At 71.7% G+C, this 14,481-nt stretch carries 10 protein-coding genes and 1 riboswitch; of the genes, 5 read left to right on the top strand and 5 right to left on the bottom strand.

Going from position 1 to position 14,481, the window contains the following annotated elements:
* Window positions 1–37: 37 nt before the first annotated feature.
* Window positions 38–649 carry a 30S ribosomal protein S4 gene (rpsD, locus tag WHN02_RS21235; RefSeq protein WP_434744023.1) on the bottom strand — a complete coding sequence of 204 codons (612 nt, stop codon included), beginning with the start codon at window positions 647–649 and terminating at the stop codon, window positions 38–40.
* A gap of 39 nt (window positions 650–688) precedes the next feature.
* Here rpsD and WHN02_RS21230 point away from each other — a divergent pair, with 39 nt between their 5' ends.
* From WHN02_RS21230 to WHN02_RS21215, 4 genes are all read left to right on the top strand, one after another.
* Window positions 689–1,150, top strand: a complete 462-nt coding sequence (locus WHN02_RS21230) for a hypothetical protein (RefSeq protein ID WP_434740452.1) — start codon at window positions 689–691, stop codon at window positions 1,148–1,150.
* A 205-nt stretch (window positions 1,151–1,355) separates the two neighbouring features.
* Window positions 1,356–1,571, top strand: a riboswitch (cobalamin riboswitch).
* 155 nt (window positions 1,572–1,726) lie between these two features.
* Window positions 1,727–4,168, top strand: a complete 2,442-nt coding sequence (locus tag WHN02_RS21225) for a ribonucleoside-diphosphate reductase subunit alpha (RefSeq protein WP_434744022.1) — start codon at window positions 1,727–1,729, stop codon at window positions 4,166–4,168.
* 59 nt (window positions 4,169–4,227) lie between these two features.
* The gene (locus tag WHN02_RS21220; RefSeq protein WP_434740451.1) at window positions 4,228–5,223 is read left to right on the top strand and encodes a ribonucleotide-diphosphate reductase subunit beta; all 996 of its coding nucleotides are present in this window, start codon (window positions 4,228–4,230) and stop codon (window positions 5,221–5,223) included.
* A 119-nt stretch (window positions 5,224–5,342) separates the two neighbouring features.
* Entirely contained in the window at window positions 5,343–5,816 is a 474-nt protein-coding gene (locus WHN02_RS21215; RefSeq protein WP_434740450.1) for a hypothetical protein, read from the top strand.
* A gap of 101 nt (window positions 5,817–5,917) precedes the next feature.
* On the opposite strand, the gene WHN02_RS21210 is transcribed toward WHN02_RS21215, so the two are convergent.
* The 3 genes from WHN02_RS21210 to WHN02_RS21200 form a co-directional block, all read right to left on the bottom strand.
* Entirely contained in the window at window positions 5,918–6,211 is a 294-nt protein-coding gene (locus WHN02_RS21210) for an amphi-Trp domain-containing protein (protein ID WP_434740449.1), read from the bottom strand.
* 63 nt (window positions 6,212–6,274) lie between these two features.
* Window positions 6,275–7,864 carry a xylulokinase gene (locus WHN02_RS21205; RefSeq protein ID WP_434740448.1) on the bottom strand — a complete coding sequence of 530 codons (1,590 nt, stop codon included), beginning with the start codon at window positions 7,862–7,864 and terminating at the stop codon, window positions 6,275–6,277.
* Window positions 7,865–7,869: 5 nt separating this feature from the next.
* On the bottom strand, window positions 7,870–10,119 hold the full coding sequence (locus tag WHN02_RS21200) for an aminotransferase class III-fold pyridoxal phosphate-dependent enzyme (RefSeq protein ID WP_434740447.1): 2,250 nt from the start codon (window positions 10,117–10,119) through the stop codon (window positions 7,870–7,872).
* A 116-nt stretch (window positions 10,120–10,235) separates the two neighbouring features.
* Here WHN02_RS21200 and WHN02_RS21195 point away from each other — a divergent pair, with 116 nt between their 5' ends.
* On the top strand, window positions 10,236–11,435 hold the full coding sequence (locus tag WHN02_RS21195) for a PucR family transcriptional regulator (protein ID WP_434740446.1): 1,200 nt from the start codon (window positions 10,236–10,238) through the stop codon (window positions 11,433–11,435).
* A 38-nt stretch (window positions 11,436–11,473) separates the two neighbouring features.
* Here the strand turns inward: WHN02_RS21195 and WHN02_RS21190 are convergent, their stop codons facing one another.
* A complete protein-coding gene (locus WHN02_RS21190) occupies window positions 11,474–14,380 on the bottom strand; it encodes a helix-turn-helix transcriptional regulator (protein WP_434740445.1) in 2,907 nt (968 codons plus the stop codon).
* Between the last annotated feature and the right edge of the window lie 101 nt (window positions 14,381–14,481).

Raw genomic sequence — 14,481 nt, 5'->3', positions numbered from 1 at the left:
GGGGACCGGCGCGAGTGGTGCTCGATCGGGGGTCCGGTCAGCGCGAGTAGTGCTCGACGACGAGCTGCTCGTCGCAGATCACCGGCACCTCGGCGCGTTGCGGGAGCCGGATCAGCCGGGCGGTGAGCCCGGACAGGTCGACGTCCAGGTACGGGGCGGTCCGTTGCGGAGCGTGCGCCCCGGCGGCGGCGACGAGGAACGGGGCCTTGGTCCGGCTGGACTCCACCACCCCGATCCGGTCCTCCGGCTGCAGCCGGGCCGAGGGGCGGTCGACCCGTCGACCGTTGACGGTGACGTGACGGTGGGTGACGAGCTGTCGGGCCGCGTAGATGGTCCGGGCGAAGCCGGCCCGCAGGACGAGGGCGTCGAGGCGGCACTCCAGGTCGACCACCAGCTCCTCGCCGGTCTTGCCGGGGCGGCGTACCGCCCTGTCGAACGCCCGCCGCAGTTGCCCCTCGCGCAGGTCGTACTGGGCCCGCAGGCGCTGCTTCTCGAGCAGCCGGACCTTGTAGTTGCTCTCTGTCCTGCGGGCGGTCCGGCCGTGCACTCCGGGCGGGTACGGGCGGCGTTCGAAGTACTGCACGCACTTGGGGGTCAGCGGGATACCGAGTCGGCGGGACCGCTTGATCTTCGGGCGGGACTGGTTCATCATCACCTCTCAACTAAGGTAAGCCTAACCTAAACGGAGGTGGTCGAGTTGGGCAAGATCCAGCAATCCCCGGCGATCGTCGACACCCCGGCAGCGCGGCTGCACGCGCTGCTGGCCCGCGCCGATTCGCTGACCCTGCACACCCCGCACCACCGGGCCGAGCTGTTCGCCCGACACGCCGTGACGGAGGCCGGTGGGCTCCGGCTCACCCTCCCGGCGGCGGCCGGTCTGGCCCGACACCTCGTCGACGTCGGGGAGGTCCCGGCCCGGGTGGAGTTCGCCGAGCTGGGCACCGGCCGGACCGGCGACCGGGTGCGAGCCCGCGCCGCCCTGCTCGGGTGGCTCACCCCCGACGCCCTCCACGACGACGACCTGGTCGCGTACCTCGACCTCGCCTCCGCCGACCTCGTCGACCCGGACGGGACGGAGGAGGTCGACCCGGACGAGTTCCGCGCCGCAGCAGTCTGTCCGCCCGACCCCTCGGGCCACTGCTGCACATAGGTTGCAACAACCTCGATGTGGCGGTATTCATGAGGGGGGATGCGGTTCGGTGTGGACGCTGCCGGACGACGCACCCGGCCACCCCGGCGCTTGCGATGATCCGAGCCTCCGCCGGGGTGGCCACCCCGCTTCGCCGTCGCCCTGCGACGACCTCGACACGCCCGGACCCGACATGTTGGGTGTGACAATGCTGCGCTCCCTATATATGGTGTCGAGCGCAGCTGGTTCGGCCGCTCATCCCGAGCGGACGAGGCAAGAGGGAACCCGGTGGGAATCCGGGACTGCCCCGCAGCGGTGAGTGGGAACGACCGCCGTCATCAGCACTGGGCCGACACCGGCCTGGGAAGCGACGGCCAGTAGGAGACCGGTGATCCCGGTCAGGCCCGCGAGTCCGAAGACCTGCCAGCGCGCCGCGTACCCCGCAGTGGGTGGGCGGCGGTCCGAGGCCGCGTGGGACGGCCGACGCCCTCGCGAGCCCGCGTCGACACCGGCGTGCGTCCGCCGGTGTCCGTCCCGCGCTGCTGTCGGACCCTCCGGTCTCGAACTCGCGAGGAGTCAGTGGTGACAGTCACCGAGATGTTCCCGGCCGCCGCCGTCGGTGAGTCCGACCCGTCCGGGCCACGACGGGTCCGGGTCCGCACCCGTGACGGCGCCGTCGACCTGGTCGACGCCGACCAGATCGCCCACTCGGTACGCCGGTGGGCCGCCGACCTGACCGACGTCGACCCGATGCGGGTGGCCACCCGTACCGTCGAGGGCCTCTACGACGGCGCGAGCAGCGACGAGGTCGACCGCCTCGTGGTGCAGACCGCGGCCGAGCTGATCGGCGCCGAGCCGCAGTACTCCCGACTCGCCGCCCGGCTGCTGGCCGCCGAGGTCGGCACGGAGGTCCGGGGGCAGGGACTGGCCACCTTCAGCCAGGCCGTCGCCCACGGCCACACCCTCGGCCTGATCGGCGACGACACGGCGCGGTTCGTCGCCACCCACGCCGACGTCCTCGACGCGGCCGTCGACGACGCCGGGGACCTGCGCTTCGAGTACTTCGGACTGCGCACCGTGTACGACCGCTACCTGCTCCGCCACCCGACCGGCCGGCAGGTGCTGGAGACCCCGCAGTACTGGCTGCTGCGGGTGGCCTGCGGGCTGTCCCAGGAGCCCGGGGAGGCCGTCGAGTTCTACCGGCTCATGTCGAGCCTGGCCTACCTGCCCAGCTCGCCGACGCTGTTCAACTCCGGCACCGCGCACACCCAGATGTCCTCCTGCTACCTGGTCGACTCCCCGCGTGACGAACTCGACTCCATCTACCAGCGCTACGCCCAGGTCGCGAACCTGTCGAAGTTCGCCGGTGGCATCGGCATCGGATTCTCCCGGGTCCGCTCCCGGGGCGCGCTGATCCGGGGCACCAACGGCCGCTCCAACGGGATCGTGCCGTGGCTGCGCACCCTGGACGCCAGCGTCGCGGCGGTCAACCAGGGCGGCCGGCGCAAGGGCGCGGCCTGCGTCTACCTGGAGCCGTGGCACCCCGACATCGAGGAGTTCCTGCAGCTGCGGGACAACACCGGCGAGGACGCCCGCCGGACCCACAACCTGAACCTGGCCAACTGGATCCCGGACGAGTTCATGCGCCGGGTCGAGGACGACGGGATCTGGTCGCTGTTCGACCCGGACGAGGTCCCCGGTCTGTCCGACCTGTGGGGGGCGGAGTTCGAGGCCGCGTACCGGGCCGCCGAGGCCGAGGGTCGCTACGTGCGTCAGCTGCCCGCCCGGGAGCTGTACGGCAAGATGATGCGGACCCTGGCCCAGACCGGCAACGGCTGGATGACGTTCAAGGACGCCTCGAACCGGCTGTGCAACCAGACCGCCGAGCCCGGCAACGTCGTGCACCTGTCCAACCTGTGCACCGAGATCATCGAGGTGTCCAGCGACTCCGAGACCGCCGTCTGCAACCTCGGCTCGGTCAACCTCGCCGCCCACCTCGCCGACGGGGACCTGGACTGGGCGAAGCTGCGCGCCACGGTGCGGACCGCCGTCACCTTCCTCGACCGGGTCATCGACATCAACTACTACCCGACCCCCCAGGCGGCGGCGAGCAACCCCCGCTGGCGTCCGGTGGGGCTGGGCATGATGGGCCTGCAGGACGTCTTCTTCGCCCTGCGGCTGCCCTTCGACTCGCCGGAGGCCAAGGAACTGTCCACCCGGATCGGTGAGGAGCTGTACCTCACCGCCCTGGAGACCTCGGCCGGGCTGGCCGAGCGCTTCGGCCCGCACCCGGCCTTCGCCGAGACCCGGGCCGCCCGGGGACAGCTGCAACCGGACCTGTGGGGGGTCACCGGCGTGCAGACCGACAGGTGGTCGGCGCTGCGCGAGCGGGTCGCCGCGTCCGGGCTGCGCAACTCGCTGCTGGTGGCGATCGCCCCGACGGCCACCATCGCCGCCATCGCCGGGTGCTACGAGTGCATCGAGCCGCAGGTGTCCAACCTGTTCAAGCGGGAGACCCTGTCCGGTGAGTTCCTCCAGATCAACACCGCCCTGGTCCGGGAGCTGAAGGCACGGGGGTTGTGGACCGACCGGATCCGTACCGAGATCCGCCGGGCCGACGGGTCGGTCCAGGGGGTGTCGGAGCTGCCGGCGGACGTACGGGAGCTGTTCCGGACCGCCTGGGAGCTGCCGCAACGGGCGCTGATCGACCTGGCCGCCGCCCGGTCGCCCTTCATCGACCAGTCGCAGTCGCTGAACCTCTTCCTGGCCGCACCCACCATCGGCAAGCTCTCCTCGATGTACCGGTACGCCTGGAAGTCCGGCCTGAAGACCACCTACTACCTGCGGTCGCGTCCGGCCACCCGGATCCAGCAGGCCACCGTCGCCGCCGGTTCGACAGCCGTCGCGCCCGCCGCCCTGGCCGGTTCGGCCGCGGCTGCCGCCTCCGCGTCCCTGGTCGCGGTGCTGCCCAGCACCGCCGAGGCGGAGGCCCTGGCCTGCTCCCTGGAGAACCCGGAGTCCTGCGAGGCGTGCCAGTGACGGTCTCCGCGACACCCTCCGCCGTGCCACGCGACCCCGACGCCACGAGGACTACGCACATGCTGCTCGACCCCGGGATGAACCTCACCCTCCGGCCCATGCGCTACCCGCACTTCTTCGACAGGTACCGCGACGCGATCAAGAACACCTGGACGGTGGAGGAGGTGGACCTGCACGCAGACCTCACCGACCTCGACCGGCTCAGCCCGGCCGAACGGCACCTGGTCAGTCGGCTCGTCGCGTTCTTCGCCACCGGGGACACCATCGTCGCCAACAACCTGGTGCTCAACCTCTACCAGCACGTCAACTCGCCCGAGGGGCGGCTCTACCTGTCCCGTCAACTGTTCGAGGAGGCCGTCCACGTCCAGTTCTACCTGAACCTGCTCGACACGTACGTCCCCGACGAGCAGGAGCGGGCCGAAGCGTTCGCCGCGATCGAGAACATCCCGTCGATCCGCCGCAAGGCGGAGTTCTGCTTCCGGTGGATCGACTCCATCGACGAGCTGCGCGAGCTGCGTACCCGCGAGGACCGGCGGGCCTTCCTGCTCAACCTGATCTGCTTCGCCGCCTGCATCGAGGGGCTGTTCTTCTACGGCGCCTTCGCCTACGTCTACTTCCTGCGGTCCCGGGGCCTGCTGCACGGCCTCGCCTCCGGCACGAACTGGGTCTTCCGCGACGAGTCGATGCACATGGCGTTCGCCTTCGACGTGGTCGACACCGTACGCCGGGAGGAGCCGGACCTCTTCGACGACGACCTCGCCCGGCAGGTCGGTGACATGGTCGCCGAGGCGGTCGAGTGCGAGGTCCAGTTCGCCGAGGACCTGCTCGGCCAGGGGGTGCCCGGTCTGACCCTGACCGACATGCGGGAGTACCTCCAGTACGTCGCGGACCGTCGACTGGCGCAGCTCGGCATCGCCCCCCGGTACGGCTCGGCCAACCCGTTCGGGTTCATGGAGTTGCAGGACGTCCAGGAACTGTCCAACTTCTTCGAACGTCGGGTCTCCGCGTACCAGGTGGGCGTGACCGGAACCGTCGCCTTCGACGACGACTTCTGACCCGTACGCCGCCGCCGGAGTGGTTCGTCGGTGCGGGGATGACCTCCCCGCGCCGGTGAACCACTGACTGTCGGATCTCGTAGGGCAGGTCTCCACCGGTCTCGATTGAGGAGATTCCTGTGAGCGACAAACCCTATGTCATCGACCCGCTGGAGGCGCAGCTGTGGCAGGACGAGGATCTGGCGGTTCAGGAACTGCGAGCGCAGCTGCTGCCGCAGACCCTGTCCCAGTACAACGAGCTGTCGGCGAACCAGCGGGTTCTTGTCGCCCGTCACCCGGAGACGGAGCAGAGGATGGCCACTGTCCGGGAGCGCTCGGAGGCCATGAGCGCCGTGAGGGTGAGGTACCCGAACATCTACCTCCCCCATGCCCACCGGGCGACCGTCAATGCCCAGGAGAGGCTGGTGAATGCCGTGACCTACCTGAACATCGTGGTCGAACGCGAGATCGGTAAGCGGTCCACCTCAGTGGCGGATACTGCGGCAGCCGCCCGCCTCGGTGCCGTCGGGGACCTGTCGTCGTCGGCAACCCGCCCGGCCGTGGAGCACGGGCGGGGTGGGGCGACGAGGGGGCAGCTCCGCGACCGGACGTAGGTCACGCCACGTCGACCGACCGAGCGGGTCGGCCTTCCCCGGACTGGCCTTGGCCTGGGTGCTCCCAGGCCAAGGCGGTTCGTCACCGCGTCGCGGCGTCGTTACCCGGTGGTGTCCGACTCGGCGTCGGCCTTGTCGTCGGAGTCGGTCTCGGCGGTCGGCTCGGTGGTGGCCTCGGCCGGCTTCGCCTTGGTCCAGGAGAACTCGATCTCGACGGAGAGCTCGTCGCCGTCCTCCTCGATCTCCAGTTCGCACTCGACCTCGTCGGCGACGACGACCGCCCCGCCGGCACCGTAGAAGATCTTGCCGGTCTCCTCCAACTGGCTGGCCAGCTGGCGCAGCCACGCGGCCAGGTCCGCCCGCGACACGGTCCGCTCGTCCTCGTAGATATCCATGCCCGACATGATGTCATCCCACCCCGGCGGAGCTGATCATGGGGAGGGGGCGGCGGACCGGGTTCACCGGTGCAGCCTCCGATAGATCGGGGCGAGGCGTCTGTGCAGGTCACGGTAGATGTCGAAGGTCTCGTCGTAGACGGCCCGGTGCGCCGCTGTCGGCTCGAAGACCCGGTCGGTGCGGACCAGGTCGGGCAGGTCGGCGAAGGTGACCTGCCCGGTCCCGACCGCCCCGATCCACCCGGCTCCCCGGGCGTTGACGGCCAGCGGCCGGGCGTCGCGTCGGATCTCGACGTCGAGGACGTCGGCGAAGATCTGGCACCACGACTCCGAGGACGCGCCCCCACCGGTGATCGCCATCGAGGTGACCGGCGCGCCGAGGAACCGGTCGACGGCCCGCATCAACCACCGGGTGTTGAACGCGACCCCCTCGAAGACCGCGCGCAGCAGGTCCGACCGGTTGGTGTCCAGGGAGATGTTGACGAACCCGGCGCGCAGGTGCGGATCGTCGACCGGGGCGCGTTCGCCGTACAACCAGGGGGTGTAGAGGACGCCGTTGGCCCCGGCCGGGACGGTGGGCAGGATCGCGTCGAACGCGTCGAAGATCGACCCCTCGTCCCGGGTGACGTGGCCCGCCCCGACCAGGGGGTCGTCGAACTCCACCACCTTGTCCCGCAGCCAGGTCAGGTTCGCCCCGGCGGTGGCCTGCAGGGCGGTCATCAGGTAGCGGTCCGGCAGGGCGCACGGCACCGCCGCGATCCCGGCGGCCACGTCGGTCTTCTTGCGGGGTACGTGCGCCGCGACCCAGGACGAGGTGCCCAGGTAGAGGTGCGGGTCGTGGTCGCCGGTGGTGCCGGCCCCGACGGCGGCGGCCGTGTTGTCGACGGCCCCGGCGACCACCCGTACCGACTCCGGCAGGCCGAGGTGGGCGGCGGCGGCCGGGGTGAGGGTGCCGATCACCTCGGTGCAGGCCACGATCGGCGGCAGCTTGTCGGCGTCGATGCCGCAGTCGGCGACCAGGGCGGGGGAGTACCGGATGTCACCGGGGCGCCGGTTGTCGGTCACCCAGGAGGTGAGGATCGAGTCCACGGTGGCGACGGTCCGCCCGGTCAACTTCAGGTTGATCCAGTCGAGGACGTTGAGGAAGGCCGCGGTCCGGGCGTACACCTGCGGCATCTCGTCGCGGACCAGGAGCATGTGGGCGGCCGGGTCCTTCCCGGTCGCCGAGGGCATCCCACCGGTGAGCCGCAGCCACCGGGCGATCCGCCGCACCGACATCCCCTGGTACGCGGGGAACCCGCCGAACTGTCGGCGCAGGTTGGCCGCCCCGCGCATGTCCAACCAGCTGATGCAGGCGGTCAAGGGCTCCCCGGCGGCGTCCACCGCGATGGTCCCCTCGCCCTGGGTGGAGGCGCAGACCACCCCGACCGCCGCAAGGTGCTCGGGGTGGGACCGTCCCAGGTCGGCGGTGACCTCGCCGAGCGCCGACCACCAGGCGCGCGGGTCCTGCTCGGCGCCCCCACCGGGCAGGACGTGCAGCGGCACCGCCCGCTCCGCCCAGCCGGTGACGGTGCCGTCGGCGGCGACCAGGGCGGCCTTCATCCCCGAGGTGCCCAGGTCGATCGCGAGCACCTGCGGGGCCGGTGCCGCCATTCGCGTCAGACCCCTTCGACCAGGGCGAAGACCTGGTCGAACCGGGTCAGGGCGTCGTCGATCACCTCGTCGGTGTCGGCCATCGAGGTGTACATCCGGGACCCGGCGAGGGTGATGACACCGTGGGCGGCGTACGCGGCACCCATCTGTTCCATCAGCCGTTTGCGGGCCTTGTTCTCCTTGAGCAGCTTGACGGGGTTGCGCATGTCCAGCAGCATCACGCCGCTGCACTCCAGGTGCACGATCGACCCCTGGTTGTAGGCGACGTACGGCAGACCGTAGCGGTCGATGAGGCGTTGCAGTCCCCGGGTGAGCCGGTCACCGGCCCGCCCGGCGATCACCGGGGCGTTGGTCCGGGCCATCTCCTCGATGGCGAAGTAGCCGGCCGCGCAGGACAGCGGGTTGGCCGACAGGGTGCCCCCCACCTGGATGTGTGCGCCGCTCTTGCCGTCCAGCCCGGACCCGAACACCGCCATCACGTCGGCCCGTCCACCGACCCCACCGGCCATCGGGTACCCGCCGGAGACCGCCTTGCCCAGCACCGTCAGGTCGGGGGTGACCCCGAAGTAGCCGGCCGCCCCGCCCAGGCCGAGGCGGAACCCGGTGACGACCTCGTCGAAGATCAGCAGCGCGCCGAACTCGTCGCAGAGGCGTCGGACCCCGGCGTTGAAGTCGCGGGGGGCCGGGCGGGTGCCGGACTCCGGGCCGACCGGCTCGACGATCACCGCCGCCGTACCGCCCCGGACCCGGTTCTCCACCAGCTTGCGGCGCAGCTGCCCGAGGTCGTGCGGGAAGGACTCACGGGTCCGGCTGGTCGCCCCGAACGGGATCCCCTTGGCGTTCATCCGGTACGTCCCCGGCACCCGCAGCCCGTAGACGACGGTGTCGGACCAGCCGTGGTACGCCCCACCGACCTTGATCACCATCTTCTTGCCGGTGAAGGCGCGGGCACCGCGTACGGCCGCCATCACCGCCTCGGTGCCGGACCCCAGCGCCCGGTACATCTCGACGTGCGGCAGGTAGCGGTGGATGATCTCGGCGAGTTTGAGTTCGTATTCGTGGAACAGGCCGGTCACCGGCCCGGACTCGCGGACCACCTCGGCGACCTTCTCGTTGACCGGGGCGTAGTTGCTGCCCAGGATCGTCGGTCCACCGGCCTGGAGGAAGTCGATGTAGACGTTGCCGTCCCGGTCGACCAGGTGGGCGCCCTCGGCCTTCTCGACCGCCAACGGGAAGGGGTAGTTGAAGGCCAGGTTGTGCTGCACCCCGCCGGGGATCCGTCGCTTGGCCCGGTCGGTGATCTCCCGGCTGGCCCGGCACTTGGTGTCGAAGTAGCCGAGGACGTCCAGCAGGGCGTCGTGGCGCAGTCCCCGGACCGGTTGGGCGGTGAGCGCCTTGAGCCGCCGCATCACGTCGTCGACGTCGGGGTACTCACTGATCGCGTACCCCAGTCGGGCGGCCTCGTCGTCGGCGGCCAGGGCGTCGGACGCGGACCCGGCGGTGATCTCGGCGGCGTGGGCGTCGGCGCTGGGCAGCTCCTCGTCGGCGGGGACCCGACGCGGCTCGACGGCCTTGGTGATCTGCGCGGCGATCCGTTTCTCGTCGGCGCGCAGCTTGCCGAAGGCGATCTCCCGGATCGCCGTCGGGACGGTGTAGACCCGGCCCGACTCGGTGGTCAACGCCAGCAGGTACGCGATGGAGACCTTCTCCAGCAGGGCCATGTTGAACACCGCCCGGTCCGGGTCGGTGCCCAACGCGACGATCCCGTGGTTGGCGAGGATGAAGGCGTTGTCCCCGGAGGCCACCTTCTTCTGCACGTTGCGGGCGAGGAACCCGGTGCCCGACGGGGCGTAGTCGACGATCGCCACCTCCCGCCCCAGGAACCGGACCTGCTCGTCGGAGAGGGCCGGGATCGGCTTGCGGAGCACCGCCAGGGCCGAGGCGTACGGCTGGTGGGTGTGCACTATCGCGTTGACGTCGGGCCGTTCCCGGTAGATGTTGGCGTGCATCCCGCACTCGATGGAGGGGGCCAACCCGGCACCGGAGTCGTCGGGCACGTGCCTGCCGTCGAAGTCGACGATGCAGACGTCCTCGACCCGCATCCGGTCGTAGTCGTAGTTGCTCGGGGTGACCGCGTACAGCCGGTGACCGGGGATCCGGACCGACACGTTGCCCTCGGTCGCCTTGAGGTAGCCCCGTTCGAGCATCGTGGCGCACATGTCGACGACATGTCGGCGGGACAGGCGGTGCTCCACGGGATCCTCCTCGCTCGTCGTTCCCGACCATCCTCGCCCGGCGGGTCCGACGGATCACCGTCTCCCGGGCAGCGAGAAAACCGGCCCGATCTGTCACCGCGTGACAAAATCCGGTGGTGATCCCGTCGGTGACCCCGTGGCGGCACCTTCCGGTCGACCTGGCGACCGCGATGCGTCCGCAGCTCGGCACGACGGTCGGGGCGGTGGCGGGGGCGGTCACCGAGGCGACCCCGGCCTTCGCCGGCATCTCCGACGCCAAGTTCGACAGGGACGTCCACACCGCCGTCGAGGTGGCGTTGGAACGTTTCGTCGACCTGGTCGGCACCGACGAACCGGCGCTGCCACCCCGGTTCCGGGCGGTCTTCGTGGCGTTGGGGGCCGCCGAGGCCCGGGAGGACCGGGGGCCGGAGGTGCTGTTGGCGGCGCTGCGCACGGCGGCGCGGCTGCTGCTGCGGACGGCGTCGGAGTCCCTGGCCGGGCTGCGTCCCGTCGACACCCGGGAGCTGATCGACCTCGCCGACGCGGTCAGCGCGTACGTCGACGAACTGACGGCGGCCAGCACCGACGGGTACGCCCAGCAACTGCGCGAACAGGCCGGGGAGGGGGACCGCCGTCGCCGGCACCTGGCCGAGTTGCTGCTGCGCGGCGACGGCCTGGCCGAGGCGGTCGAGACGGCGGCGACCCGGGTCGGCTGGTCCGACCTCGGCGCTGTGGTGCCGGTGCTGCTGCCGCAGGACGAGGCCCGCGACGCCCGGTTCCGTTACGGGTCCGACGCCCTGGTCGCCGAACGTGGACGGGACGCGGTCCTCCTGCTGCGGGCGGGTGCCCGGACGACCCGTACCCGGCTGGTGGAGGTGTTGGCCGGGCGGTCGGCGGTGGTCGGCCCGGCCCTGGACTGGTCCCGGGTGCCGGCGGCGGTACGGCTTGCCGAACTCACCGCCGAGACGGCCGGTGCCGGTCCGGGGCCGGTCTTCGTCGACGACCGGCTGACCGCGCTGACCCTGCGCGGGGAGACCGGGGCGCTGGCGGTGCTCACCGACCGTCGTCTCGCCCCGCTGGCCCGGTTACGCCCGGGGCAGCGGGACAGTCTGATGTCGACCCTGTACGCCTGGCTGCGGCACTGGGGTTCGCGCACGGAGGTGGCCGCCGAGCTGTTCGTCCACCCGCAGACCGTCAGCTACCGGCTGGGCCGCCTCCGTGAGCTGTACGGCGACGCGTTGGACGACCCGGCCGCCCGGTTCGAGCTGCTCCTGGTGCTGGCCCGTCGACTGGACCACCCGGTGACCCCACCCCCTAGCCGGGACCCGACGTCGTGAGTGGGGTTCCCCGCCGTCGACAAGGGCTTCCCTGCGTCTCAGGCGGAGCCCGCCCCGGCGGCGAAGTCGCTGAGGGCGATCCGGTTCGGTAGGCCGGTCTTGGTGATCAGACTGGAGACGTGACGCTCCACCGTCCTGGGTGACAGGTGCAGCCGCTCGGCGATCTCCCGGTTGCTCAACCGGCCGGTCAGCAGGCGCAACACCTCGAACTCACGGACGGTGACTCCGGCCGACCGCAACGCCGACGGGATCTCGCCGGTACCCTGACGCCGCTGGCCGACCCGGGCGCCCGCCTGGCGCAGCAACGCCCGGCAGGCCCCCGCCACCGGGGCGATCTCGGCCCGGTGGAAGTAGTCCTCGGCGGTACGCAGCCACTCCACCGGGGTCCCCCACCCGTCGGCGAGCGCCGCCTCGGCGACCAGCCGCAGGGCCAGGTGGCGGCCCATGGCGTACCGGGCGCCGACCTGGAGCGCCTCGGCCACCGTCTCGGTCGCCGCCTCGTCGCGTCCGGCCCGGCCCAGCAGGACCGCCCGGGCGAAGAGCGCGAACTGCCTGTCCCACCGCAGTCGGCTGGCCGGGTCGGTGGTGAGCTTGTCGTACGTCGCCCAGTCGAGGTCGTCGACGACGGCCCTGAGCAGCATGTCCAGGCCGAGTCGTCCGCCCAGGTGGAACACGGTGGGGTTGGTCTCCTCGGCCCGTACGGCCACCGCCGACTCGGTCAGCGCGGTGGGTCGGTCCTCCTCCAGCAGGGCGCAGAAGGTGCCGGCGAGCCCGTGGACCCGTTGCGCGTGCAGGCTCTCGTCGCCCTCCCAGCGGCGGAACTCGGCGAGCGACGACTCCATCTCGGCCCGGCGGCCCTGGTGCGCGGCGAGGACCGCCCCGAGCAGCAGGACGTACTGGGTGGTCTCGATCAGCTTGAGCCGGGTGGTGGCGGTCAGCACCTGGTCTATCAGGTCCCGGGCGGTCGGATAGTCACCCCGCATGATCAGGTGCAGGGCGATGCTGGCCTCGGCGTGCTGGCGGGCGGTGACCGCGCCGGTGCGTCGGGCCCGTTCCCGGGCCTCCTCCAGCCGGTCGAGGGTGCCGTCGCGCAGGGCGTCGTCGTTGCCCAGTCGGATCAGGGCGTGGATCTCCCAGATCGGCAGGTCGTGGTCGGCCGCGATGGACCGGGCCCGTTCCAGGCACCGGGTCGCCTCGGCCGGGTCGCGGTGCCGGACGAGGGCGCCGAGCAGTTGCCAGGCCTGACAGGCCACCACCGGCAGGGGGACCGCCGCGCCGACGGTGGCCGCCCGTCGGGCCAGCGCCTCGGCGACCTCCATCCGGTCCTGGCCGGGGGTGTCCAGTGCCAGGTGGGCGGCGACGACGTCGATCGGTGCGGTGTCCTCGGCGGCGGCGTCCGGGCCGAGCAGCTCTCTGGCGATCTCGACCTGGGCCAGGGCGTCGGGCAGGTGACCGGCGACCACAGCGGTCCAGGCCAGCCTGGTGTGCAGGGTCGAACGGCGGCGCGGGTCGAGCCGGGCCACCTGGTCGGGGCTGTTGACCAGCTCCAGGGCCCGCTTGACCTGGCCGGTCTCGCCGAGGGCCTGCAACAGGCTCTCCAGGGTGTCCGCCCGGGTCTGCGGCGCGTCGTCGGCCTGCAGGGTCCACGCCTGGTCGAGCAGGGTGAGCGCGGAGGTGGGGGCGCCCTGGGCGAGGGCCCGCCGGCCCGCCTCGGCGAAGAGCCGGCCGGCCTCCCGGGTGTGTCCGGCGTCGAGGTGCAGGGTCGCGGCGATCTGACACCACTCCCCGGGCAGGTCGGGGTGGACCTTCATGACGGCCTCGGCGACCGTCCGGGCCAACTCCACCCGACTGTCCGGTTCGACGAGGGCGAGCAGCGACTCCCGGGTGATCCGGTGCCGGAAGGCGTACCAGTCGCTGAGCTGGTCGTCCGGGGCGACCAGCTGCGACACCAGGTCGTTGTGCAGGTGGTTGAGCAGGTCCCGTTCGGTCAACCCGGTCGCCGTCTGCACCACCGCCACCGCGAACCGTTGTCCGATCAGGGCACCGACGCTGAGCAGTTCCCGGGCCTGTGGGCTGAGCCGCTCGATCCGGTGGGCCATGCTCCGGGTGAAGGCCGCCGGCAGGGTGGCCGGTGGTCGGGGGGCCAGCCGCCACCCCGCCCCGTCGGGCAGGAGCAGCCCCTCCTCCACCATGGCCGCCACGATCTCCTCGATCAGGAACGGGTTGCCGCCGCTGCTGCCCCACACCAGGTCGGTGGCGGCGGTGGGCACCTCGTCGCCGGGCACGCCCAGGCACGCCCCGGTCATGGTGCGCAGTTCCTGCGGGCCGAGCCGGTCCAACTCGACGAGAGTGCACTGTCCGCGCCGCGCCGCCGCCTCGACCACCTGGAGGGCCGGGGTGTCGTCGGCCCGGATGGCACCGACGAGCAGGGTCGGCTGCCCGGCGAGGTTGTCGATCAGGTATTCGACCACCATCAGGGTCTCGGCGTCGGCGTCCTGGAGGTCGTCGAGGACCATCAGGCATCCCCGGCCCTGTCCGGCCAGGCTGGTCAGGCGCAGGACGGCCTCGGCGAGGATCACCACCGAGCCGCTCTCCTGACCCGCGAGGGGCGGACCCCAGTCGGGTACGAGTCGGCCGAGCACCGGACCGTACGGGCCGAGGGCGGCGACGTCCACAGTGGTGGATCGCAGGAGGGAGAGGACGGCCTCGGTCAGCGGTCGCAGCGGCACAGCGGTGCCGAGGGCGCTGCCCCGCCCGCGCAGGAGGGTCATCTCGGCGGTGTAGCCGAACTCGATCGCCGCCCCGGCCAGCCGGGACTTGCCGATGCCCGGTTCGCCGACGAGGAAGACGGCGCCGCCGTGCCCGGACCGGGCCGCGTCGATGCGCTCCCGTAGGGTGCCCAGCTCCACGTCTCGCCCCACGATGATCCGGGATCGGCTGTGCACGTGAGAAACGATAGCGATGCAATTCCCGCAAGACCAGGGTTCGCCGGTGACGGTCCCCATCGATGGGATTTGAGGACCGTCACCGGCCGCCGGCAGTGGTG

This window comes from Micromonospora sp. SH-82, assembly GCF_051132485.1.
GTDB lineage: Bacteria > Actinomycetota > Actinomycetes > Mycobacteriales > Micromonosporaceae > Micromonospora.
This window is presented reverse-complemented; position numbering and strand designations above follow the sequence as displayed.

Bases quoted from the DNA above. Each gene is read 5' to 3' on its own strand.
- rpsD (WP_434744023.1), bottom strand. From the start codon at position 649: ATGAACCAGTCCCGCCCGAAGATCAAGCGGTCCCGCCGACTCGGTATC.
- WHN02_RS21225 (WP_434744022.1), top strand. From the start codon at position 1,727: ATGTTCCCGGCCGCCGCCGTCGGTGAGTCCGACCCGTCCGGGCCACGA.
- WHN02_RS21220 (WP_434740451.1), top strand. From the start codon at position 4,228: ATGCTGCTCGACCCCGGGATGAACCTCACCCTCCGGCCCATGCGCTAC.
- WHN02_RS21210 (WP_434740449.1), bottom strand. From the start codon at position 6,211: ATGGATATCTACGAGGACGAGCGGACCGTGTCGCGGGCGGACCTGGCC.
- WHN02_RS21205 (WP_434740448.1), bottom strand. From the start codon at position 7,864: ATGGCGGCACCGGCCCCGCAGGTGCTCGCGATCGACCTGGGCACCTCG.